Origin of the sequence: Pseudofrankia sp. EUN1h (assembly GCF_001854645.1) — a bacterium.
GTDB lineage: Bacteria > Actinomycetota > Actinomycetes > Frankiales > Frankiaceae > Pseudofrankia > Pseudofrankia saprophytica.
The window spans coordinates 64,006-87,320 of record NZ_MBLN01000082.1 but is presented as its reverse complement, the minus strand read 5'-3'; the positions used below and the strand labels follow the sequence as shown (position 1 = coordinate 87,320).

Sequence of the window (23,315 nt, the reverse complement as noted above, 5' to 3'; positions counted from 1 at the left end):
TGTTGACCGTGAGGGATGTGCTTCGTGACCCAGACTCGTGTGCTGCCTGTTCTGCCGCTCGACGACGCGGTCGTGCTGCCCGGCATGGTCGTTCCGCTCGCGCTCTCCGACGTCGAGACACGCGCCGCGGTGGACGCGGCCAGGGCGTCCGCCCAGTCGCGCTCTCCCGACAACGCCGGCTCCGCCGCCTCCGTGGGCTCCACCGCCTCGGCTGACGGCCGCAAGGCGCAGGTCCTGCTGACCCCGCGGCTGGACGGCAGGTACGCGCCGGTGGCCGCGCTCGGCGTCATCGAGCAGGTCGGCCGGCTTCCCGGTGGCGAGCCCGCCGTGGTCGTCCGCGCGGTGGCCCGCGCCCGGATCGGCACCGGCAGCACCGGTCCCGGCGCCGCGCTGTGGGTCGAGGCGACCGTTCTCGACGACGTCACGCCGGTGAACGGCAAGATCACCGACCTTGCCCGCGAGTACAAGGCGCTCGTCACCACCCTGCTGCAGCAGCGCGGCGCGTGGCAGGTCGTCGACTCGGTGACCTCGATCGAGGACCCGTCGGCGCTCGCCGACACCGCCGGCTACGCCCCGTACCTCACCGCGGCGCAGAAGCTGGAGCTGCTGGAGGCCGCCGACGTCGCCGCCCGGCTGGAGAAGGTCCTGGGCTGGACCAGGGAGCACCTGGCCGAGCTCGACGTCGCCGAGACCATCCGCAAGGACGTCCAGGAGGGCATGGACCGCCAGCAGCGCGAGTTCCTGCTGCGCCGCCAGCTGGAGGCCGTCCGCAAGGAGCTGCGCGAGCTGTCCGGCAAGGGCGGTGAAGGCGCCGCCGACGGCGACGAGCAGGACGACTACCGGGCCCGCGTCGAGGCGGCCGATCTGCCGGAGAAGGTCCGTGAGGCGGCCCTCAAGGAGGTCGACAAGCTGGAGCGGACCTCCGACCAGTCACCCGAGGGCGGCTGGATCCGGACCTGGCTGGACACCGTGCTCGACATCCCGTGGAACGAGCGCACCGAGGACTCCTTCGACATCGCCGGCGCCCGCGCGGTACTGGACGCCGACCACGCCGGCCTTGACGACGTCAAGGACCGGATCGTGGAGTACCTGGCCGTGCGCCGCCGGCGCGCGGACGCGGGGCTCGGGGTCGTCGGCGGGCGGCGCAGCGGCGCGGTGCTGGCACTGGCCGGCCCGCCAGGCGTCGGCAAGACCTCGCTCGGCGAGTCGGTCGCCCGCGCGATGGGGCGCAAGTTCGTCCGGGTCGCGCTCGGCGGCGTCCGCGACGAGGCCGAGATCCGCGGCCACCGGCGCACCTACGTCGGCGCGCTGCCCGGCCGGATCGTCCGGGCGATCCGCGAGGCCGGCACGATGAACCCGGTCGTGCTGCTCGACGAGGTCGACAAGCTGGGCGCCGACTACCGGGGCGACCCGACGGCCGCCCTGCTGGAGGTGCTCGACCCGGCGCAGAACCACACGTTCCGCGACCACTACCTCGAGGTCGAGCTGGACCTGTCCGACGTGCTGTTCCTCGCGACCGCCAACGTCGTCGAGGCGATTCCCGAGCCGCTGCTGGACCGCATGGAGCTGGTCCGGCTCGACGGGTACACCGAGGACGAGAAGGTCGTCATAGCCCGCGACCACCTGCTGCCGCGCCAGCTCGAGCGGGCCGGCTTCGCCGCCGCGGACGTGACGATCGACGACGGGGCGCTGCGGCTGCTCGCGGGGGAGTACACCCGCGAGGCGGGCGTGCGTGACCTGGAGCGCTCCATCGCCCGGGTGCTGCGCAAGATCGCCGCGAAGGTCGCGCTGGAGACGGCGCGCTCCGCCAGCCCCAGCCCCAGCGTCGGCGCCACCGTCGGCGCTGACGCCGCCGATGGTGGCGAGCCCGCGACGACGGACGTGCCGTCCGGGGGCGCGGCGGCGACGCCGGTGACGGTCGGTGCCGGCGACCTGGTCGACTACCTCGGCAGGCCGCGGCACACGCCCGAGTCGGCCGAGCGCACCGCGCTGCCCGGGGTGGCGACCGGGCTCGCGGTCACCGGCGCCGGGGGCGACGTGCTGTTCATCGAGGCGTCGCTGGCCGACAAGGAGACCGGCGCGACCGGCCTGACGCTTACCGGCCAGCTGGGCGACGTGATGAAGGAGTCGGCGCAGATCGCGCTGTCCTACCTGCGCTCGCGCGGCGCCGAGCTGGAGCTCCCGGTCGGGGATCTGGCGGAGCGGGGCATCCACGTCCACGTTCCGGCGGGCGCGGTGCCCAAGGACGGGCCGAGCGCCGGCGTCACGATGACCACGGCGCTGGCGTCCCTGCTCTCCGGCCGCCCGGTGCGCGCCGAGGTGGCGATGACCGGCGAGGTGTCGCTGACCGGCCGGGTGCTGCCGATCGGTGGCGTCAAGCAGAAGCTGCTGGCGGCCCACCGGGCCGGCCTCACCACCGTCCTGCTGCCGAGCCGCAACGGCCCGGACCTGGACGACGTGCCGGCGGCGGTGCGCGACGCGCTCACCGTCCACCTGGTGTCCGACGTCCGCGAGGTCCTCGACCTGGCCCTCGAGCCGGCCGCGGCGTTCGAGCGGGGCCGCGGCGCGATGGCCGCCGCCTAGCCGGCGCCGGCACCCGGTAGCTGACGGTCGGTAGCTGACGGCCGGTCGACGGACTCCTCGTCCGCCGACCGGCCGTTGGCGATGTGTTCGCCACCATGGTCCCGGCGCGTTCGCCTCGCGTCACGTCTCGTTCGCCAACGTCGCTTTTGGTGGACGGAAAATCACAGTGAGATGATGGGGCTATATTGGTGTCGGCAACATGGGACGGTGGGGGAGTGCTCGCTGACGCTGAGATGATCGCCTTTGTGCCGACGGTCGATCTCGACCGGGCGCTGGACTTCTATCAGGGGGTCCTCGGCCTCCGGCTGGTCGAGGAGACGCCGTCGGCGGTCGTGTTCCAGGCGGACGGCACGATGCTGCGGGTCAGCGCGGTGCGCGAGGTCGTGCCCCAGCCGTTCACGGCGCTCGGCTGGCGGGTTGACGATCTCGCCGACGCCGTGCGCTGGCTCACCGGCCGAGGTGTGCGGGTCAACCGCTATGACGGCCTCGATCAGGACCGCCTCGGCATCTGGACATCGCCGGACGGTGATCGAATCGTGTGGTTCAACGATCCCGACGGTCACACATTGTCGGTAACCCAGTTCTCCAGTTAACCCGGTTCTCCAGTTGTATGGAGCTGTCCGCCGGCGGCGACCGTCCAGAAGCAATTCTGTCGCCTCGGCGTCTTTGCCGGCCAGAATGGTCGAAGATCGCGCGGCGGGGCACCTGGACGAGTATTCGCCCCACCCGTTCAGCGGACGGAACGCGCGTATCCCGTGCGGGGCGCGGCGCCCGGCGGGCTCATCGGGACCGGCGGGGGGCCCACGGACGGGCGTAGCAGCTGCGCCGGCACGCCCGCCCAGACCTCGCTGTCGCCGATCCCGCGGATCACGGCCGCGCCCATGCCGATCATCGACCAGGAGCCGACCGTCAGCCCCTCGCGGATCGCGCAGCTCTGCCCCAGGTAGGCCCCGGCCCGCACCCGGACGGCGCCGGCGAGGGTCACCGACGCGCAGACGCTCACGTAGTCCTCGACGACGACGTCGTGGGCGAGCACCGCGTTCGGCATGATGGCGACGTGCCGGCCGACGGTCACGTCCGCGGTGAGCACGGCACCCGCGAGCAGCACCGACCCGGCCCCGACCGAGCAGGAGGGCGGCACCACGGCACGCGGGTGGATCACGTTGGTGTAGCGGTCGTCGCCGACGCCCATCTCCTCGAGCCGGTGCCGCAGCACGGCGCGCGAGCGCCCACGGCCAGGCCCGAGCAGCAGGCGGGCCCGCGGGTACTGGGCCACCCGGTCCAGGCCGCCGAGCACCTGGGCGCCGCCGATCGGTGCGCCCCACAGCGCCGGGTTGTCGTCGAGGAAGCCCACGACGTGGTGCTCACCGGACGCGCGAGCCGCCTCCGCCGCCTCCCGAGCCAGGCCACCGGCACCGACGATGAGCAGCGGGACTGGCCCGGCGGCGGTCATGCTGTCCTTTATACGGCCTTTCTCACCCGAAGGCGCCCCGGGGTATTCCGGCTGGGCATGGTGGACCGTCGTTCATCCCGGTCGAAGACCGTACGAACGTCACGGGGCGCCCCGGTATGGCTGCGCACGGAACATCCTCGTCGCCGGCCCACGCCCCGCCGGCGGTGAACCGGCGGGGGTGAGCTGGTGGCGGTGAAGCGGTGGCGGTGAAGCGGTGGGGTTCCGAAACGATCTCCCGCCGTTTTCCGCCTCTTTCCGCGCGGCCGCGGTCAGCTCGAGAACAACGTGTTGAAGAAGCCGCCGTGACCGCGGCGGCCGTGGCTGGACCCATGGCCGAACATGCCGTGCCCACCCTGACCGCTGTGGCCCCAGGCGGGCTGGCCGTAGGGCTGGGCGGGGTAGGGCTGCGCGGGCTGGCCGTAGGGCTGCGCGGCCGGCGGAGCGGGCGGGATCGGCGGGGCGGGCTGCGCCCACTGCGCCTCCAGTCGGGTCAGCGCCTCCAGCTCGCCGTAGTCGAGGAAGATGCCGCGGCAACCGTCGCACTGCTCGATCTGGACGCCGTTGCGGCTGTAGGTCCGCATCGCCGAGTGACACTTGGGGCACTGCATCGTCGGGTGGTTCACGTGTACCTACCCATCCTTGGGGCGGACTCGTCGGGCCCGTAGCCTACTGAGCCTTCATCCTCTACAGCGCTGTCAGATGTACGACTCGGGGGGTACAGCCTGGGCCGCGCCTCGTGCGGCGCCGCGCCGCACAGCGAGGTGCGTTGCGGTGCGGTGACCACGGCTACGACAGCATCCGGCGGCAGCAGGTGACGAACGCCTGGCCCAGCGGGTCCAGCCCGTCCGGATCGTCCGGCCCCGCAAGGGCGTCGGACCCGTCAGGGCCGACCCGCTCGTCACTGTCTGGCCCGATCTCACCGCCGCTCCCGCCGCTTCCGCCGGGGGATGTCGGCAGCGACGCGGTCAGGGCCCGGGCGGCGTACTCGACGACGAAGGTCCGCGCTGGCAGGTCGACGGCCGACCAGGGATCGCCGCTGGGCGGCAGCGCCGGGCCGCCGGCGGCCCGGTAGGCGTCGACGAACCGCGTCCACACCGCCGGCGGCAGCAGCCCGGCGGCGAACCAGGCCGCGGGCCTGGCCAGATCCCAGGCCGGGTCGCCGATCCCGAGGTCGTCGACGTCCACCAGCCGCCATCCGTCGGCGTCGGTCCTGACCAGCTGCCCGAGGTGCCAGTCGCCGTGGATCAGCGTGACCGGCCGGCCCGGCCGCGCGGTCATGACCACGTCCCGGTCCGGCAGCGCGCGGTAGGCAGCCAGCACCGCCGTCCGGGCCGAGCCGCCAGCGCCCGGGTCGCTTCCCGCCACGGCCGCGCCCCCGGTCGTGTCCGTGGCGTCGGCCTCGGGCTCCTTCGCTGGACGGCGGGTCGGCGCCTGACGCTCCAGTGCCCCGATCGCGGGCGCGAGCCGTCGGCGCGGGTGCGCGGCGAGGCCCGAGATGCCCGCGGGGCAGGGCGCGGTGTGCAGCCGGGCCAGCAGCGTGGCGGCCTGTTCCCACGGCGCGGCATCGGCGTCGGCGGGCCCCAGCGCCAGGCCGAACGGCCAGGCGCTCACCCAGCGCCCGGCCACCTGGGCCGCGTAGCCGGCGAGCTCGGCGTCCGGGATGGGCAGCGGCGCGAGCAGGGCGGTGGTGAGGCACGGGTCGGCGGCGGCGAGCAGGCGGGCCGCGAGCGCGGCCGGGTCGACATTCGCCTGATGCGCCTTCAGCACCGCGCCCCCGCGCCGCACGACCAGCCGGTCGTGCCGCTCCGAGAGCACCTCGACCGCGCCGCCGTCTCCTGCCGCCGCCAGGCGCGCCGTGAGCGCGGCCATGCCGTCCAGAAGCGCCCCGGTACCAGTTCTCGGCTCCTGCGCGCCGACGGTCGTGGCAGCTCCCGTCCGTACCGGAACCGCCCGGGGCAACGCGTCATCCACCTGGCGATTCAACCAACCGCGATCGAACCAACCGTGAGTGCGGCGCGAATGTCCTCCCGGCGGGTGATCCCGAGCTTCCGGTTGACGCGGCCCAGGTGGTACTCGACGGTCCGTACCGACACGGCCAGCTGGTCGGCGATCTCCCGGTTCGTCAGGCCGTCGACGGCGAGCAGGGCGACCTGCCGCTCGCGCCCGCTCAGCGAGGCGGCGCCAGCGGGCCACGGCCGGGATCCGGCCTCGTCCGCCGGGCCGGAGCCCTCGCGACGGCCTCGCCGGTGCCCGCCTGGCGCGCCGCGGCGCCCACCGGCCGGGCCGTCGACGGGTGGACGGCGCGTCGGGCCGAGGGCGCCCGGCCGCTCGGGAAGGCCGATGCCTCCCGGGCTGGGCGTGGCGGGGACGCGGGCGCCGGCCGGGAGCAGCCCGGCGTGCTGGGCGCGCAGGACGGCGGTGAGCCGGTCGGAGGCGCCGAGCTTGCGGTGGATCGGCTTGGCGCCTCCGACCGGAGTGCCCGGAGTGCCCGAGTGCGTGAGCGCCCGGAGTGCCTGGAGCGATCGCGGCGGACTTCGTCGGCAACCGGGGCTTGCCAAGCGTCCTAACGCGATATATCGTGAGCGTGTCACTGAAACACTGGCCCGCTCCAGACAGGCAAACGCCGGGAGCGAGCTCGGTGCCCGTGGCACTCGCGGGAGGCGCCGGGCTCGGCCGGTGCGCCTGGTCGCGCCGATCGGACACCCGACGGACGCCCCCGCACCCCTACCTCCATCAGCGCGTATGCGCACACATTCCGCAAGGAGAAACACCATGAAGTTCGATCATCGTGATTGGCCCGAGCCTCGCTCGGAGGAGCACGGTCCGCGCGGCGGTGGCCGACGGCACCACGGCCCGTTCCGTCGCCACCACCACCAGGGGTTCGCCCACCACCCCGGTCCCGGCATGGGCCCGTTCCCCGGTCCCGGCATGGGTCCGTTCCCTGGCCCCGGCCTCGGAGTGTTCGGGGGCCCGCCGCCCCTGGGCCCGGTTCCCCCGGGCGGTCCGGTCCCCCCGGGCGGCCCGGGGCCGTGGGGACGACGGGGGCGCCCAGGCGGTGGCCGCGGCCGCGCCGGCCGCGGCGACGTCCGCGCCGCCGTGCTGCTGCTGCTCGCCGAGGCGGACGGCCCGATGCACGGTTACCAGCTGATGCAGGCGATCGCCGAACGCACCGGCGGTGCCTGGCAGCCCAGCCCCGGCGCCGTCTACCCGACGATCAGCCAGCTTGAGGACGAGGGCCTGGTCACCGTCACGGCCGAGGGCGGCCGGCGCCTGGTCACCCTCACCGAGGCCGGCCGGGAGCACGTCACCGCGAACCGCGGCACGCTCGGTGATCCGTTCGCCGGGTTCACTGCCCGCGCCGGCAGCGGCGCCAGCCTGCTCGGCCCGGCCCAGGAACTGCACGCCGCCATCTGGCAGGTCGCCAGGACCGGCGACGCGGACCAGGTCGCGGCCGCCAACAAGGTCCTCACCGAGGCCCGGCGCGCGCTGTACCTGATCCTCGCTGGCGAGCCCGCCGCCGAATCGACTGCCGAGTCGACCGACTCGGCCGCCGAGCCGGCGCCGCCGGCGGCATCCGCCCCGGATGACGCCACGCCCGCCGCCGAGTAGCTCGCGGCCGTCCAGCCCGCGCCCCTCTCCCGTCCGGCGAAGCCACGGAGGAGGGGCGCGGCCAGCTCAGCTCGCCGTCCGCGGCCGGGTCTGGCCGTTTAGCCAGCCCAGCGGCTAGGGTGGCCGGCGGCCGGCGGCCGGCGGCCAGTCGCCGGTGGCGTGCCGGCGCGGCCGGCGTGGACTCGGCCGCTCGTCAGCAGCTCTACAGCTTTTCTTAAGGCGCAGCCAAGACTCCGCCTCCATGCTGCATGGCGAGGCCCTTCTCACACCCGGTCGGTCGTCGCGTAGAGCTCCCTCCACGCGACGCCCGGCCGGGTCCCCCCACCAGCCCAGCCCGGCGCCAGCCCATCGAGGCTCGCGCGGCCGGTCTGCTACGCCGGGGGGCGGGCCGGACTTACCCCCGCGGACCCGCCTGAAGCGTGGACACATCCGGTAGTGACCGCCGTTTCGGCGGCACCGCGGTCCACACCGACGCCTTCACCGAGACTCGCCGGGCCATCCCGCGTCGAGCCATCCCGCGCCGGTCCCCGACCTAACCCGTTCTGACCGGCGGACCGCTCGGCGATCGGAGCGGGCGATCTCTCTAACGATTTACGAATTCTCCGGTTGTCGCGCCGTTCGACGGCCGCATGATCGAACAGGCCGGCGCCCGGAATCTTCCCGTTGGGGTCCCGTCGCGGCGTCCGGTTCGGCGGCGCGGTTTTCGAGATCGTGTGGCTGATTTGTCGCCCGGCTCCATCCTGGCCGCGCGATGGTCCACGGGTGGCCGCGGACGGTTTTGGCCGCGACGGGTGTGTAGACGGCCCACAACAAAGCAGCGCGCGACCGCCGGGCCGCGCGCTGCTCTGTCTGAGGTCGAGGGGTCGTCAGACGGGCTGAACCTTGTCAGCCTGCGGACCCTTCTGGCCCTGCACGATCTCGAACTGCACGTTCTGTCCCTCGTCAAGCGACTTGTAGCCGTCCGACTGAATCGCCGAGAAGTGGACGAACACGTCCGGACCGCCACCGTCCACGGAGATGAATCCGAAGCCCTTCTCCGCGTTGAACCACTTGACGGTACCCTGAGCCACGAGCGTTCTCCTTGCTACTTTCCCGGTAGACGTCCTTCGTCTCCCGGTCTCGCGCCAGCCGCGGACCGCTCCACGGCCGGCCGTTCCCGTTCGACGATGCATGACGTTCATACAGCGGAGAACCGGTAACACCACCACCCTACCCGCCGTCGGCGCTGGCAGTCTCACCACGGCGGAACCACGGTCCCTCTGTTTGCGCGGCCAGGACGCACGAAAACGGGGCAATCGGCTGTGCCCGTGGCCTACTTGGCGTCTCTGGGCAGGGCCGGTCGGACGGGGCTCAGAGCGGGGCGAGGACCACGACGGGGATTTCGCGGTCGGTCCACCCCTGGTACCGCGCGAAGTCGGCGTAGAGATCGACCAGCCGCGGCCACAGATCGGCGCGCTCCTCGGGCGAGGCGACCCGGGCGCGGACGGGGATGTCGCGCCAACCCTTCATGTGCACCCGCGTCTCCGGGTGGGCGACGAGGTTCAGGTACCACTGCGGGTTCCTCGGCAGCCCGCCCTGGGAGGCCACGACGACCAGGTCGTCACCGGATCTCAGGTACAGCAGGGGCGTGGTGAACATCTTTCCGGACCTGCGGCCGCGGTGCTGGAGAAGCAGCGTCGGCACCGGCCGGCGGAAACCTGCCCCGACCCGCCACTTGCCGCCGATGCGCCCATTGGTCATCCTGAAGATCTTCACCTGGGTCCTGGCCAGGTACTTGATGGCCTTGGCCGTCGTGGGGGAGTCCAGGCCGCTGGGGGCCTTCTCTGGCAGGGAGAAACGTGCCACCGAAGCTCCTGAAAGTGCCCGATCTACCGACCCGCTGATCTATCGGGGCTGAGGACCGGGGTAGTGGGCGGCTGTGGACCCTCCGAGGGGCATCGGGCTCATGCCGAGCTTGCGATGATCCCAGGAGCGAACGCGCTCGACATCGACGCGCACGGCTACACGCTTGTGGAGCATGAATTCCACCAGCGGCCGCGCCTCGTCGCTGTATGGGCCGTGGTACCGCTCCCAGACATTCACGCCCACGGCCCACAGCGCCTCGGGGTCGTCCACGATCTCGGCCCGCCCCTCCATCGAGACCCCACGCAGTGTGTCGTAGGTCAGGCCGTCCTCCAGCAGGACGGTGACCCGTGGGTCGCGGCGGATGTTGAGCGCCTTCTGCGCCTTGGCCTTGGTCTCGAACCACAGCACCCCGTCGAGGACGGCGAACCACATCGCGACGGCGTGCGGGTGGCCGGTCGGCCCGAGCGACACCAGCGTGGCCGTGCGCCGTGTCGCCACGTAGGCCGAGATCTCCTCGGCCGTCATCTCGATCTGGGATCGCTGGTTGGTGCCCACCCGTCCCTCTCCTGGTCCGCTGTCCGCTGTCGGCGGTGGGAAGTCGGGGGTCCGACCCAGGCCGGTCCGTCCGGCGTCGCCAGAGAATGCCACAGAGTGTGCTCAAGCCGCGCGACTATCCCGGATATCCCTGAATCGCGAGCACCACGGCGGCTTTGCGCGGAAAGGGAGAGTCGAGCAGATCACCACTCCCGATCCCGCCGCCATCGACTGGACCGGGCCTGTCTCAGGAGACGTAACGCAGCCGGAGCGCCTGGCGCGGGCAGGTGTCGGCGGCGCGGCGGGCGTGCGCGGCCAGCGGCGGTGGGACCGGGATGTCGCGGCTGGGACGCCCCGGGGGGCGCTCGCCGTCGCGGGCGGCGGCCGCGCGGGCGGCCTCCTCGCGCGAGATCGGATAGCCCCACCGGTCCTGGGCGAGCACCTCGGGCAGCAGCTCGGCGCACCAGCCGCGGCCGTCGCACGCCGTCCAGTCGACGGTGAGCAGCCAGCTCGACGGCGGCTTCACCGCCGGTCGCGGGCCATCGCCGTGCGCCTGCCTGTCGGGTGCCGAGTGCGTGGGCGCCTGCGAACCGGCTGACGGTTGTGGCAGTCGACTGGTCATCGCTGTGCCCTCCCTGCTGGTCGGGTGGATGTGGTGGCTCGAGACGGTGTCGGCGGTGGGGGGGGGGGAGCGCGGCCATGCCAGGAACTACCCGTTTCGCGGCGCCGCAGCCCTTTCGATGACGACGATCACGCGGCCGAACCCGCGCAGCGGCCGGCGGCGTGGGCGGCCAGGTCGACGGCGAAGGCTCGCAGCGCCGTGCGGACGAGGCGGGCGGCGCCGTCGGGATGGCGACAGGCGCCCCGCCCGTCGACCAGTTCGGCGAGCTCGGCCGCCTGCCACGCCCAGTGGCCAGTCAGGCCGCCCGTGGCCGGCAGGCTGGGCATCGCGGCCATCGCTCCCATCGCGGCCAGGCCGGACATCGCGGCCGCCAGCTCCGGCAGGCCGTCACGGCACGGCCCGCACTGCCCCGCGCTCTGCCCGGCCAGGTAGCCGACGATCCTGGCCGTCTCCGCCAGCCCGCAGAGCCGCCCGGGCAACAGGTGGACGAGACCAGGCCCGGGACCGGCGCCCCAGGCCGCGAGCCCGGCCCGTGACATCGGGACCGCGTGCGCCCGGCCCGCCGGCAGCCAGCCGCCGCCGTAGCCGCCGACGCGGACCGCCCCCGGCTCCTCGGCCGGGCCGCCCGCGAGCCCGACGATCTCCCTGAGGGTGGCGCCGACCGGCACCTCGACCAGCCCCGGGGAGACGACCGCGCCGCTGACGGTGACGAGCATGGTGCCCGGGTCGTCGGGCGCGCCGGTGCTCCGGAACCAGGCCGCGCCGTACCGGGCGACGAGTGCCACGTGGGCGAGCGTCTCGGCGTTGAGCACGACGACCGGACGACGCAGCCGCCCGGATCGCCCGGACTGCCCGGACTGCCCCGCCCGGCCGGCGCCGCGTGGCGCGGGCGCGGCGAGCGGGACCCACTGGGGGAACGGCCTGGCCGCCTTCCCGCCGACCACGGCCGCCGCGGCGGCGGTCGCCTCGCCCGCGACGAACACCCCCGCCGGGGCCGCTCGGACGACGGGTGGGACACGGTCGAGTCGGGCGGCCCGCCGTTCGGCCAGAGCGCGGGTCACGGCATCGGCGGCTGGGCCTGGCTTGACGTAGACCCGGGTGTCGGCCGCCGCGACGGCCTCGGCGACCAGCGCCAGACCGTCCAGCACCAGATGGGGCGCCGCGGTCAGCAGCCAGGCGTCCTTGCGACTCTCCGGCTCGCCCTCGGCGGCGTTGGCGATCACCGTCACCGATCCACCCACCGCCTGCCCACCGCCTCCTCGCCCGGTGGCCGTCCCACCGTCGCGCGCGGCGGCCAGCTTGCGCCAGACGGGAAAGCCCGCGCCACCACGCCCGGTCAGGCCGGCGGCGCGTAGCTCATCGACGAGCGGGCCGGGACCGCCGCGCAACGGGACGGGGCCCAGCCGGGCAAGGTGCTCCTCGAGGCTCGCGGCGGCGGAGCCGAACAGGCGGGGCTCGTGACCCGGCCGCGCGGGAGATTCCGGCCCCGTGCAGGGCGGCGACCCGGCTGGGCGCGCCGCCCCTTCGGCCGCTCGCCCCGCCGCGGCGGCTCCCGGGCCCGAGGACGAGGCGGACATGACGTCCCCGTTCCGGCCGCGTCGCGGCAGTTGGGCGTCGTTCACGGGCGCCGCGGTCATCGGACCCCCTCCGCGCTGGCGGGGTGGCTCGGGCCTGGGCGCGGTGACGATCTGGCGACGTCCGGGGGAGCCGGTCTCTGGCTCGCCCTCCTGGCCGAAAGGCTCGCCCTGCCGGCCATCGGGAAGGACGTCGAGCATCGCCAGCCGACCGCGAGCAGTACGGCGGCGGCRCAGAGCACGGCGACGAGCAACTGCCAGCGGGTGCCGACGTCGCTGCCCGAGCCGAGCGAGTGCGCGAACGCCAGCGGCCAGGTGGCGTAGGCGGCCCAGTGCAGGGCCCGCCAGGCGCGCGCGCCGATCCGGTGGCGCAGCAGGCTCGTCACGACGAGCGCCACGAGCAGGTCGAGCGCGACCGTCCCGAGCCCCACCCACAGCGACCGGTAGTTGGCGCGGAACGGCAACACCACGTCAAGGGCGCCGATGTGGGCGTACGGGTCGGCGACCAGCGTCGTCACGTGGACGGCGAGCAGCGCCACTGCGAGCAGGCTCGCGTCGCGGTGCACCGTGGCCAGCGCGAACCCCGGCAGCCCGGCGGCCGGTCGCCCCGAGCGGGCCGTGATCCCCAGGACGACCGTCAGCGTCAGGACCAGCAGCAACGTCATCCCGGTGCCGCGGGCGGCGTACCAGAGCGCGTCGTTCGTCACCGCGCGTCGCCTTCCCACGCCGTTGCCGCCAGCGCCGCCGCTGCCAGCGCCGTGTCCGCCGTGTCCGCCGTGTCCGCCGTGTCCGCCGCGGTCGCCGTGACGGCGGCGATGGCGGTGGAGGTGCGATCGGGGGCGGAGGTGGGAGTGGGAGCCGGTGGGGCGGGTGGCCAGCCGGCGACGGCGTGGACGGAGCCGGCCGCGTCGACCAGCCGGGCGGGCAGGCCGGTCCGGCGCAGCCAGCCCACGGCCAGCTCGGCGCGGACGAGGGCGGCGGTGCTCGCGGTGTTCGCGGCGAGGCAGCTGCGCGCGGCGACGGTCACCGTCCGCCAGGTCACCGGGGCAGGCTGGCAGGTGCGCGGGTCCAGGATGTGGTGGAGCATCCGGCCGTCGCGTCGCCAGCGCCGGCCGATCGTGCTCGACGTGGCCAGCGCGCCGCCGGCGGCAAGCGTCACGGCGCAGGCCGGCTCGCCAGGGCGGTCCCGCACCTGGACGCGCCACCCGCCTGGCGGCGCGGCGCCGGCCGTCGCGATGTCGCCGCCGAGGCTGACGAGCGTGCCCACGCCGAGCCGACTCGCGACCAGAGCCGCGCACCGGTCCGCCGCGTGCGCCTTCGCGGTTGCGCCCAGGTCGAGCTGGACGCCGGCTGGCACCGTCAGGACGTCGCCGTCGAGAACGATCCGCCGCCACGCGGGCGCGAGCCGCATGACAGTGGCCGGCGTGCCGTCGACGCCGAGCGCGGCCGTGGCGATGGCGAGCGCGGCGCCCGAACTGCCCGAACTGCCCGAACTGCCCGAAGCGTGCGCGGCGCCGGCGCGCGAGGCCCCGGCGGGGCTGGGCATGACCGCGCCGCCGGGGGCGATCAGGGCGATGTCGCGGTCGTAGCCGAGCGCGGCGAGCGGGCCGCCGAGCGTCGGGTCGACGTCGCCGCCGCTGGCCTCGGCCGCCTTGAGCGCGGCCGCGACCAGCTCGGCGAACAGCGGGCTGACCCTGTGCGGCCGCCCACCGGCGGTCGCGACCTGGCTGAGTTCGGAGTCGTCGCGGAACCGGCTCGCCGCCGCGTCCACGGCCGCGAGCTCCTCCACGACGAGCAGCCGCGCCTCGTCGATCGCCGCGGGGTCGGTGACGACCACCCGTGCCGTCGTGCTCCACACCGCCCACTCGGCGGCGGCGTCCTCGGCGCGCATGTCAGCTCCCGCCCGAGCTGGCGTGGGAACCGCCCGTACCGCCGCCGGAGACCAGGCCGCCGCTGGACCCGTCGTCGAACGACCAGGTCGAGTCGCCGCTCCCGGACGAGGACCCGTCGTCCTGTGTGCCGCCGGTGGTCGTGTTGCCGTCCGTCTCGCTGCCGCCCGAACCGGCCGATGCGGCGGAGTGATCACGCGCCAGGACGCCGAACCCGATGACGGCGGCGGCGCTGACGGCGAACAGGCTTCTGGTCGCCCTCGCCGTGCGCCGGATCCCGTCGTCGCGGGATGGTCGGACACCGTTGTCACGGGTTGGCATGGTCCTGTCCCTCCGTCGGCCCTCGCCGCGATCGCCACCGTGAGCGACCGGCCTCGCCATGGTTGGCGTGGTCGGTGCGGGTGCAACGATCGCTGCATCACCGTCAGAGTGACCGCGAACCCTTGGAGCGGACTGAACGGACGCTGTGCGCAGGCCCGGAGGATGTGTCAGCGACCCGACTCCTCGACCAGGCTTTTCGTACACCGGTCGGCCATCCCACTAGCCGACGAGGATGACCTCCAGCGTGCGGGGCCCGTGCACCCCTTCGACCCGGTGGAGCTCGATGTCGCTGGTGGCGCTCGGCCCGCTGACCCAGGTCAGCGGGCGGGCCGCGGCGCCGGCGGCGCGCAGGCGGGCCAGGGCGTCCGGCACACCTGCGACCACCTGGTCGGCGCGCACGACCACCAGGTGGTAGTCGGGCACCAGGGACAGCGCCCGCCGGCCCTGCCCCGGGCCGCCGTCCAGCACGATCGTCCCGGTCTCGGCGATCGCGAGCGCGCAGCCGGTGAGCACCCCGTCGGTCGCGTCCAGCTCGGCGGCGGTCAGTGGCGGCTCGTCGTCGACCATCTCGATCCCGCGCGCCGCGGCGAGCCAGCCGGGTGGCAGACCCGGCGGGCGGACCAGTCGACGCGCGCCGCGCCCGGTCAGCGCGGCGGCGACGGCGGACGCGATGTTCCCGTCGGATGCGCCGTCCCCGTTGGGTATGCCGTCTCCGTCGAGGGCGCCGTCCCCGCCGGTCGCCGGGCCACCGGGCGAGACCTGCCCGGCCGAGACCCCACGGACGAGTGCGTGGTAGTCGGTGAGTCGGCTGGCCAGCAGCTCGAACAGCGCAGCTGGCGGCGCGTCCGCCGCCAGGCTCGGAGATCCTGCGCCAGCGGTCCGGTAGTCCCGGGTGACGGGAGGCGGGGCCGGCCGGTCGGCGAGCGCCGCGCGCACCCGGGCCAGGACCTCCGCCCGCGCGTCACCGGACGGCCGCGGCGGCAGCGGGTTCGTCGGACTCATCGCGGCGTCCCTTCGTCCAGCGTCCCCTCGTCCGCCGCGTCGGTCGCGTCCGGCGCTTTCGGACGGTCGGAGCCGGGCCGCTGACGCGACCAGCGGTCGCGGAAGCTCTCGGCCGGGGGGAGCGGCAGGTCGCGACTGACGGTCCAGGCGGCCAGCGGCGGTGGCAGCCGGCCGATCGCGCCGCGGCGGCGCCCGAGCAGCCGGCCGAGGCGGGCGGCGCGTAGGGCGCGTGCCCAGCGGTCCGGTTTCGCCATCGTCCAGGCGGCCGCGGCCATGACGGCCCGTTCGGGCTTCGGCGGGTGGCCGGCGCCTCGTCCGGTATCCACGACTTTGGCGCGCAGGTGGACCAGCATCGACGGTATGTCGATCGCGACGGGGCAGGCGTCCAGGCAGGCCCCACACAGCGTCGACGCGTAGGGCAGCGACGGGTTGTCGGCGACGCCGGCGAGCTGCGGCGACAGCACCGCGCCGATCGGGCCGGGGTAGACCGACCCATAGGCGTGGCCGCCGGTCCGCTCGTAGACCGGGCAGACGTTCAGGCAGGCCGCGCACCGGATGCAGCGCAGCGCCGCCCGCCCGGCCGGGTCCGCGAGCGTCGCCGTCCGGCCGTTGTCCAGCAGCACCAGATGGAACGCCTGCGGCCCGTCGCCGGGTGCCACCCCCGTCCACATCGAGGTGTAGGGATTCATCCGCTCGCCGGTCGCCGAGCGGGGCAGCAGCTGGAGGAAGACCTCCAGGTCGCGCCAGGTCGGGACGATCTTCTCCAGGCCCATCACGGTGATGAGCGTGTCGGGCAGCGTCAGGCACATCCGGCCGTTGCCCTCCGACTCGACGACCGCGAGCGTGCCCGTCTCGGCGACGGCGAAGTTCGCCCCGCTGATCGCGACCCGGGCGGACAGGAAACGCTCCCGCAGATGCCGGCGGGCGGCCTCGGCGAGCGCCCGGGGCTCGTCGGTCAGGCCGGGCGGCGCGGGGACGCCGCCGGAGGCGCCCATCTCCCGGACGAAGATGTCGCGGATCTCGGCGCGGTTGCGGTGGATCGCCGGGACGACGATGTGGCTGGGCCGGTCGTGGCCGAGCTGGACGATCAGCTCGGCGAGGTCGGTCTCCCAGGCGGCGACGCCGGCGTCGGCGAGCGCCTCGTTCAGGCCGATCTCCTGGGTCGCCATCGACTTGACCTTGACGACCTCGGTGGCGCCCGCCGCGTGGACGAGGTCGACGACGATCCGGTTGGCCTCGTTGGCGTCGCGCGCCCAGTGGACGACGCCGCCGCGCGCGGTGACCTGCTCCTCCAGCTGGACCAGGTAGTCGCCCAGGTTCGCGAGCACGTCGTCCTTGATCGCGGCACCGGCGGCCCGCAGTTGGTCCCAGTCGTCGAGCTCGGCGACGACGCGCGCCCGGCGCCCGCGGATCGTGCCCGTCGCCTTCCCCAGGTTGCGACGTAGCTGCGCGTCGCCGAGCGCCCGGCGGGCGGCCACCGGGAACGGCTCGTCGCCGCGCAGCATCCCGACCCCACGCGGCGCCGTCGGCGGCACCACCGCCGGCAGCCCCAGAAACGTCGCCGCGGATGCCCCCGTCGCCCCGCCCGACGCCGTCACGACATCCTCCCGCCAGCGAAGTGTGGCATCTCAGCGTGCCTATGGACCCGCTGAGATGCCACAGTCCCAACCTCAGGCGGCGAACTGTGGTGGATGAGCATGCCTATAGACACCTCCAGATGCCACACTTCGACGTTCGAACCTGGCGGGGATGGGAGGTCACCAGTCGGAGGACGGGCCGGGGTGTGCCCGGCCTACCAGCCCGCCCCGGTTCGCCTGTCCACGGCCCGCTCAGCCGTACACATTTGATCGCTGTGCGTGTCCAGCCCGGCCGGTGACCGCCCCGGCGGCCCCGAGGAGGCCGGTCGGCACCCGGCCGGATCATCGCGCGGCCCGCGTGGCGGATGACGCGGCCGGCGCGGCGACCCGCGACCCGGGGGTGGACGCAAGGATCTCGGCCAGGTGGACGGGGCGGACGCCGGCCCGGAGCCGGGACAGACCGCCACCGATGTGCATGAGGCACGACGAGTCGCCGGCGGTCACGACCTCCGCGCCGGTGGACAGCACATCCCGCATCTTGTCGGCGAGCATCGCCGTCGACGTGTCCGCGTTCTTCAGCGCGAACGTGCCGCCGAAGCCGCAGCACGCCTCGGCGGCGGGCAGCTCCACCAGCTCCAGGCCGGCGACGGCACGCAACAGCCGCGTCGGCGCGTCGCCGACCCGCAGCAGCCGCAGCGAGTGGCAGGTCGGGTGGTAGGTGACCCGGTGCGGGTAGTAGGCCCCGACGTCGGTCACGCCGAGCACGCCGACGAGGAACTCGGACAGCTCATAGGTGCGCGCCGCGAGGTCGGCGGCGGCCTCGGCCAGCGCCTCGTCGCCGGCGGCGGCCGCGAGTGTCGCGTACTGGTGGCGTACCGAGCCGACGCAGGACCCGCTCGGCGCGACGACCGCCTCGTATCCGTCGAACGCGCCGACGTGCCGCCGCACCAACGGCAGCGCCTCGCGGGCGTAGCCGGTGTTGATGTGCATCTGGCCGCAGCAGGTCTGCGCCAGCGGCAGGTCGACCTCGTGGCCGAGACGCTCCAGCACCCGCACGGTCGCGTCGCCGACGTCCGGGAACATCCCGTCGACGAGGCAGGTGACGAACAGGCCGATCCGCATCCGCTCAGCTCCCTCCGGTCGCTCCGGCGCCGCCGCGCCACGGCGTGCCTGGCACGAGGACCGTCCCGCTCCTCGTCGGTTCGTACCGCGTCGGCGGGGCCGTCGCACGGACCAGCGCGCGTAGCGCCGCCAGACTGACGTCATCGCCGCCCGCGCGCTGCCCGCCGAGGGCCCCGTGCGCGCGGGCCTGGACCAGCACGTTGCCGAGCGCGGTCGCCTCCGCCGGGCCGGCGAGCACCGGCAGGCCGAGCGCGTCCGCGGTCAGCTGGCACAGCGGCGCGTTGCGTGCCCCGCCGCCGACGAGGTGCACGACGTCGATGCGCCGGCCGGACAGGCGCTCGGCGGCGCGCACCGCCTGGGCGTATGCGGCGGCGAGGCTGTCCAGGACGCAGCGGACGATCTCGGCGGGGCCCCGCGGCTCGCGCTGCCCGGCGGCCCGGGCGGCGGCGGCGACCCGGGCAGGCATGTCGCCGGGTGGCAGGAACTCCGGGGCGTCGGGGTCGACCACAGGCCCGCCGGGCGGCAGAGCCGCGGCCTGGCCCAGCAGGTCGGCCAGCGCCCAGCGGTGCCCGGCCCGTTCCCACGTGCGTAGGCACTCCTGCAGGATCCACAGGCCCATCACGTTGTGCAGGTAGCGGGTCCGGCCGTCGACGCCCGCCTCGTTGGTGAACCGGGCGGCGCGGCTGTCCTCGGTGAGCACCGGCGCGTCCAGCTCGACGCCGACGAGCGACCAGGTGCCGCAGGAGATGTACGCCCAGTTCTCACCCTCGGCGGGGACGCCGACGACCGCGGAGGCGGTGTCGTGCGAGCCGACCGCCGTGACCGGCGTCCCGGCGGCGAGCCCGGTCTCCTCGGCCACCTCGGGGCGCAGCCCGCCAACGACGGTGCCCGGGGTGACCAGCGGGGGCAGGATCTCGGGCTGGATGCGGGCGAGCCGGGCGAGCGACGCCCACCACGTCCGGTCGCGCGCGCCGAGCAGGCCGGTGGTCGACGCGTTCGTCACCTCCGCGGCGCGCTGCCCGGTCAGCCAGTAGGCCAGCAGGTCGGGGATGAGCAGCAGTGTGGCCGCGGCGCCCAGCGGGCCCCGGCCGCCCGCGGACTCGACGGACTCGACGGACTCGGAGGCGAGCTGGTAGAGGGTGGTGAACGGCAGGAACTGCAGTCCGTTCGCCTGGTAGAGCGCCGCGGGGGAGGCCGCGGCGTGCACCGTGTCGAGAACCGTCTCGCCGGTCCGGGTGTCGCGGTAATGGTAGGGGAGGCCGAGCAGCCGGCCGGCGCCGTCGAGCAGCCCGTAGTCGACGGCCCAGGAGTCGACGCCGATGCTGCGCGGTTGGCCGTGCGCCTCGCCGAGGGCCCGCAGCCCGGTGAGCACCTCGAGGTAGAGGTGCCCGACGTCCCAGTGCAGGCCGTCGGGCAGCCGCAGCGGCGTGTTCGGGAACCGGTGTACCTCGGTCGCCTCCAGCCGGCCGGGGCCGACGTGCGCGGCGAGTACCCGCCCGCTGGAGGCCCCGAGATCGACGGCGGCGAAGAGGGTCATCGCAGGAAGGCGGCGGCGACGCCGGCGTCGACCGGGATGTGCAGGCCGGTGGTGTGGGACAGGTCGCCGGCGGTGAGGGCGAGGACGGCGTTCGCGACGTGCTCGGGCAGCACCTCGCGCTTGAGCAGGGTGCGCTGCGCGTAGTACGCGCCGAGCTCGGACTCCGGGACGCCGTAGACGGCGGCCCGCTTCGCGCCCCAGCCGCCGGCGAAGATGCCGGAGCCGCGGACGACGCCGTCGGGGTTGACGCCGTTGACGCGGATGCCGTGCTCGCCGAGCTCGGCGGCCAGCAGCCGGACCTGGTGGGCCTGGTCCGCCTTGGCCGCGCCGTAGGCGATGTTGTTCGGGCCGGCGAACACGCCGTTCTTGCTGGCGATGTAGACGATGTCGCCGCCCAGGCCCTGGCCGGTCATGATCCGGGCCGCCTCCCGGGCGACGAGGAACGACCCGCGGGCCATCACGTCGTGCTGCAGGTCCCAGTCGGCGGCGGTCGTCTCCAGCAGCGGCTTGGAGATCGACAGGCCGGCGTTGTTGACGACCAGGTCGACCCCGCCGAACGCGAGCGCCGCGGCGGCGAGCCCGGCGGCGACCTGCTGCTCGTCGGTCACGTCCGCGGCCACCGCGACCGCCCGGTCGGCGGGCCGCGCCGCCGCGGCGCCGATCTCGGCGGCGACCTTCTCGGCCGCGGCTCCGTCCCGGTCGGCCACCACCACGCAGGCGCCCTCGGCGGCCAGCCGCAGCGCGATCGCCCGGCCGATGCCGGAGCCGCCGCCGGTGACGAACGCGACCCGGCCGGCGAGCGGGCGCGGCTTCGGCATCCGGGCGAGCTTGGCCTCCTCCAGCGCCCAGTACTCGATCCGGAACTTCTCCGCCTCGTCGATCGGCGCGTAGGTCGAGACGGCCTCGGCGCCGCGCATCACGTTGATCGCGTTGACGTAGAACTCGCCGGCGACGCGGGCGGTCTGCTTGTCGGCGCCGAACGAGAACATGCCGACGCCGGGGACGAGCACGATCGCCGGGTCGGCGCCGCGCATCGGCGGGCTGTCGGGTGTGGCGTGCCGCTCGTAGTAGGCGCGGTAGTCGTCCCGGTAGGTGGCGTGCAGCGTGCGCAGGCGGTCGACGACGTCGTCGAGGGGCGCGTCGGGGGGCAGGTCGAGCACCAGTGGGCGGACCTTGGTGCGCAGGAAGTGGTCCGGGCAGGAGGTGCCGAGGGCGGCGAGGCGCGGGTGTTCGGCGTGCGCGAGGAAGTCGAGCACGGCGTCGTCGTCGGTGAAGTGCCCGACCATCCGCCGGTCCGTGGACGCGAGCCCCCGGATGACCGGGGCGAGGGCGGCCGCCCTGGCGTGCCGCTCGGCCGGCGGCAGTGGGCCGAAGCCGGCCAGCGGCGGGCCGAACGGCTCGGCCTTGCCGCGCTCGGCGAGGAACCGCGCCGCCGTCTGGATGATCTCCAGCGCGTTCGCCTCGGACTGGGCCGAGGTCGCGCCCCAGGCGGTGATGCCGTGCCCGCCGAGGATCACGCCGATGGCGTTCGGGTGCTCGCGGGCGACGGCGGCGATGTCGAGGCCGAGCTGGAAGCCAGGCCGCCGCCACGGTACCCACACGACCCGGTCGCCGAAGCACTCGGCGGTCAGCCGCTCCCCGTCGGCCGCGGTCGCGAGCGCGATCCCGGCGTCGGGGTGCAGGTGGTCGACGTGGGCGGCCTCGACCAGACCGTGCATGGCGGTGTCGATGGACGGGGCGGCGCCGCCGCGGCCGTGCAGGCAGAAGTCGAAGGCGGCGACCATCTCGTCCTCGCGGTCCTCGCCCGGGTAGACGTCGACGAGCGCGCGCAGCCGGTCCAGCCGCAGGACGGCGAGGCCGGCGGCGGTGAGGGTGCCGAGGTCACCGCCGGAGCCCTTGACCCAGAGCAGCTCGACGGGGCCGCCGGTGACCGGGTCGGTCGCCGTGCCCTTCGCCGACGTGTTGCCGCCGGCGTAGTTGGTGTTGCGGGGGTCCGCACCCAGCCGGTTCGACCGGCCGAGCAGCTCGCCGACCACCGTGGTGGCGTCCGTCCCGGCCGCGTGGCTGGCCGCGTGGCCGGTCCCGCTGGCCGCGGCCGGTCGTGCTGGCTGCTCGCTCATCGTTCCCCAAGTCCCTTCGTCTTCTGGCGGTTCTGGGTCTGGTTCTGGCGGGCCTGGATTCCGCGCCTCGGGCCGGTCACGTGCCGCCGCCGGGGCCGACGACGACGAGCTCGATGCCGAGCAGGTCGGCGACGGCGGCGAGGTCGGCGACGCGGTGGCCGGTGCCGAGCGCCCAGTGGTGGTCGACGCCGGTGGCCGACCAGGCGTCGACCCACTCGCCGGGGTCGCGCCCGAAGTCGACGCGCGACGTCGTGTTGCCGATCCGCAGCAGCGGCCCGTCGACGACCGTGCCCTCGGCGGCGACGAACCGGAACGTGCCGTCGCGCAGTTGGCCGAGGCCGAAGGCGGTCACCGGGCCGTGGGCGACGTCGAACTCGACGGACACGCCCCAGCCACGCTTGCCGTGGTAGGTCCCGAGCCCGCGCAGCAGTGGCCGCCGCGCGCTGATCGCCAGGTGCGCCGGGCCGTCGTGGCCCATCTCGACCACGCCGTCGCGGAAGTTCAGCGCCTGGATCTCGGTGAACGAGCCGCCGGCGCCGAGCCGGTCGAACATCAGCATGGCGAGGCTGGCGCGCAGCTCGTACTCGCCGCAGGCCGGGATGCCGCGGGCGGTGAGCAGCGACGCGCCGAGGATCAGCCCGGCGCCGACCCGCTCGTGCTTCTCGCCGTCGAGGCCGCGGTGGTAGTAGGCGAGCGAGTCGAGCGCGAAGTCGTCGACCAGCCGGTCGAGCGCGACGGAGACCCGGGCGCCCCAGCGCAGGTCGTCGCCCGCGACCGACTCGTCGAGGGTGAACACCTCGCGGGCGAGCGCGAGCCGGGCGTCGGTCTCGGCGTCGGTCACCTTCTCGACGCGGACGCGCAGATCGTCGATCTCCAGGATCTCGACGTGCCCGCCGAGCTGGGCGGAGACGAGCGTCGGGTCGGTGGCGACGTCCATCATCCCGGGGTAGAGGTGGCCGAGCAGGCCATGCCGGCCCGTGCGCAGCGCGGCCCGGACCCCGGCGGCGCGTACCCAGCGCTCGATCCGGCGCCAGGCCCGCTCGTCGGCGAGGTAGCCCGAGACGGACCGGAACTCGACGCCGCAGCGGCGGAACGCGTTCGCCATCTCGGGCAGCGGGCAGGCGCCGCAGTAGGCCAGCCAGTCGCCGGTGTCGAAGGTGTCGTGGTCCATCGCCTCGGTCGGCTGCAGGTTGAGCAGGAGGACCGGGGCCCCGGCGCGCTGCGCGATCGGGACCAGCATGCTCGCGGTCATGTAGGTGGTGAGGAAGCCGACGATCAGGTCGCAGTCCGCGGCCCGCAGCCGGTCGGCGGCGCGGGCGCCCTCCTGCGCGTCGGAGATGAAGCCGACGTCGACGACCTCGCAGTCGAGCGCGGACAGCCGGGCCGAGACCTCGCGCGCCGACTCCTGGAGCCTGGGCAGCAGCGCCGGGAACTGCGGCCAGTAGGCGCCGAGCCCGCCGGCCACCAGGCCCACCCTGGTCGGGCGGGGCGTGACCCGCGCCAGCCCCGCGTCCGTGGATGACATGG

The 23,315-nt window shown here is 74.7% G+C and carries 21 protein-coding genes; 3 read left to right on the top strand and 18 right to left on the bottom strand.

Translation table 11 applies throughout. From position 1 onward, the window contains the following. The first annotated feature begins 24 nt into the window (after positions 1-24). On the top strand, positions 25-2,583 hold the full coding sequence (gene lon / locus BCD49_RS33130) for an endopeptidase La (RefSeq protein ID WP_007514520.1): 2,559 nt from the start codon (positions 25-27) through the stop codon (positions 2,581-2,583). Between the two features lie 215 nt (positions 2,584-2,798). Beyond that, positions 2,799-3,176 carry a VOC family protein gene (locus tag BCD49_RS33125; RefSeq protein ID WP_007514521.1) on the top strand — a complete coding sequence of 126 codons (378 nt, stop codon included), beginning with the start codon at positions 2,799-2,801 and terminating at the stop codon, positions 3,174-3,176. Positions 3,177-3,313: 137 nt separating this feature from the next. Here BCD49_RS33125 and BCD49_RS33120 read toward each other — a convergent pair whose 3' ends face one another. The 4 genes from BCD49_RS33120 to BCD49_RS45465 form a co-directional block, all read right to left on the bottom strand. Further along, positions 3,314-4,036: a NeuD/PglB/VioB family sugar acetyltransferase gene (locus BCD49_RS33120; RefSeq protein WP_007514522.1), complete on the bottom strand. Its 723-nt coding sequence runs from the start codon at positions 4,034-4,036 to the stop codon at positions 3,314-3,316. 269 nt (positions 4,037-4,305) lie between these two features. Further along, positions 4,306-4,644 (bottom strand): TFIIB-type zinc ribbon-containing protein, encoded by a 339-nt coding sequence (locus BCD49_RS33115; protein WP_027140494.1) that lies wholly within the window; start codon positions 4,642-4,644, stop codon positions 4,306-4,308. A gap of 178 nt (positions 4,645-4,822) precedes the next feature. Further along, complete coding sequence (locus BCD49_RS33110) at positions 4,823-6,007, bottom strand: phosphotransferase (RefSeq protein WP_131803610.1); 1,185 nt, start codon at positions 6,005-6,007, stop codon at positions 4,823-4,825. Positions 6,008-6,015: 8 nt separating this feature from the next. Continuing rightward, positions 6,016-6,594, bottom strand: a complete 579-nt coding sequence (locus BCD49_RS45465) for a helix-turn-helix transcriptional regulator (protein ID WP_027140495.1) — start codon at positions 6,592-6,594, stop codon at positions 6,016-6,018. A 214-nt stretch (positions 6,595-6,808) separates the two neighbouring features. Between BCD49_RS45465 and BCD49_RS33100 the strand changes: the two genes are divergently transcribed. Then, complete coding sequence (locus tag BCD49_RS33100) at positions 6,809-7,645, top strand: PadR family transcriptional regulator (protein WP_007514526.1); 837 nt, start codon at positions 6,809-6,811, stop codon at positions 7,643-7,645. A gap of 866 nt (positions 7,646-8,511) precedes the next feature. On the opposite strand, the gene BCD49_RS33095 is transcribed toward BCD49_RS33100, so the two are convergent. The 14 genes from BCD49_RS33095 to BCD49_RS33030 form a co-directional block, all read right to left on the bottom strand. Further along, entirely contained in the window at positions 8,512-8,715 is a 204-nt protein-coding gene (locus BCD49_RS33095) for a cold-shock protein (RefSeq protein ID WP_007514527.1), read from the bottom strand. Positions 8,716-8,995: 280 nt separating this feature from the next. Further along, a complete protein-coding gene (locus tag BCD49_RS33090; protein WP_007514529.1) occupies positions 8,996-9,490 on the bottom strand; it encodes a nitroreductase family deazaflavin-dependent oxidoreductase in 495 nt (164 codons plus the stop codon). 39 nt (positions 9,491-9,529) lie between these two features. Next, positions 9,530-10,045 (bottom strand): pyridoxamine 5'-phosphate oxidase family protein, encoded by a 516-nt coding sequence (locus tag BCD49_RS33085; protein WP_007514531.1) that lies wholly within the window; start codon positions 10,043-10,045, stop codon positions 9,530-9,532. Between the two features lie 226 nt (positions 10,046-10,271). Then, positions 10,272-10,646 carry a ferredoxin gene (locus BCD49_RS33080; protein WP_007514533.1) on the bottom strand — a complete coding sequence of 125 codons (375 nt, stop codon included), beginning with the start codon at positions 10,644-10,646 and terminating at the stop codon, positions 10,272-10,274. A gap of 128 nt (positions 10,647-10,774) precedes the next feature. After that, the gene (locus tag BCD49_RS33075) at positions 10,775-12,283 is read right to left on the bottom strand and encodes an NADH-ubiquinone oxidoreductase-F iron-sulfur binding region domain-containing protein (RefSeq protein ID WP_007514536.1); all 1,509 of its coding nucleotides are present in this window, start codon (positions 12,281-12,283) and stop codon (positions 10,775-10,777) included. Continuing rightward, a complete protein-coding gene (locus BCD49_RS33070; protein WP_007514538.1) occupies positions 12,280-12,927 on the bottom strand; it encodes a ferric reductase-like transmembrane domain-containing protein in 648 nt (215 codons plus the stop codon). The genes BCD49_RS33075 and BCD49_RS33070 overlap by 4 nt, the downstream gene beginning before the upstream one ends. Beyond that, positions 12,924-14,111, bottom strand: coding sequence for an FAD:protein FMN transferase (locus BCD49_RS41370; protein WP_007514540.1), 1,188 nt, complete (start codon positions 14,109-14,111; stop codon positions 12,924-12,926). The genes BCD49_RS33070 and BCD49_RS41370 overlap by 4 nt, the downstream gene beginning before the upstream one ends. A gap of 1 nt (position 14,112) precedes the next feature. Next, the gene (locus tag BCD49_RS33060; protein WP_007514542.1) at positions 14,113-14,430 is read right to left on the bottom strand and encodes a hypothetical protein; all 318 of its coding nucleotides are present in this window, start codon (positions 14,428-14,430) and stop codon (positions 14,113-14,115) included. Positions 14,431-14,649: 219 nt separating this feature from the next. Further along, the gene (locus tag BCD49_RS33055; RefSeq protein WP_007514543.1) at positions 14,650-15,432 is read right to left on the bottom strand and encodes a LutC/YkgG family protein; all 783 of its coding nucleotides are present in this window, start codon (positions 15,430-15,432) and stop codon (positions 14,650-14,652) included. Continuing rightward, on the bottom strand, positions 15,429-16,937 hold the full coding sequence (locus BCD49_RS33050; RefSeq protein ID WP_106410441.1) for a LutB/LldF family L-lactate oxidation iron-sulfur protein: 1,509 nt from the start codon (positions 16,935-16,937) through the stop codon (positions 15,429-15,431). The genes BCD49_RS33055 and BCD49_RS33050 overlap by 4 nt, the downstream gene beginning before the upstream one ends. A gap of 414 nt (positions 16,938-17,351) precedes the next feature. Then, positions 17,352-18,131: a (Fe-S)-binding protein gene (locus BCD49_RS33045; RefSeq protein WP_007514545.1), complete on the bottom strand. Its 780-nt coding sequence runs from the start codon at positions 18,129-18,131 to the stop codon at positions 17,352-17,354. A 4-nt stretch (positions 18,132-18,135) separates the two neighbouring features. After that, entirely contained in the window at positions 18,136-19,668 is a 1,533-nt protein-coding gene (locus BCD49_RS33040; RefSeq protein WP_007514546.1) for a rhamnulokinase, read from the bottom strand. Then, complete coding sequence (locus tag BCD49_RS33035; RefSeq protein ID WP_007514547.1) at positions 19,665-21,788, bottom strand: bifunctional rhamnulose-1-phosphate aldolase/short-chain dehydrogenase; 2,124 nt, start codon at positions 21,786-21,788, stop codon at positions 19,665-19,667. The genes BCD49_RS33040 and BCD49_RS33035 overlap by 4 nt, the downstream gene beginning before the upstream one ends. Positions 21,789-21,864: 76 nt before the next feature. After that, on the bottom strand, positions 21,865-23,313 hold the full coding sequence (locus BCD49_RS33030) for an L-fucose/L-arabinose isomerase family protein (RefSeq protein WP_007514549.1): 1,449 nt from the start codon (positions 23,311-23,313) through the stop codon (positions 21,865-21,867). Positions 23,314-23,315 lie beyond the last annotated feature (2 nt).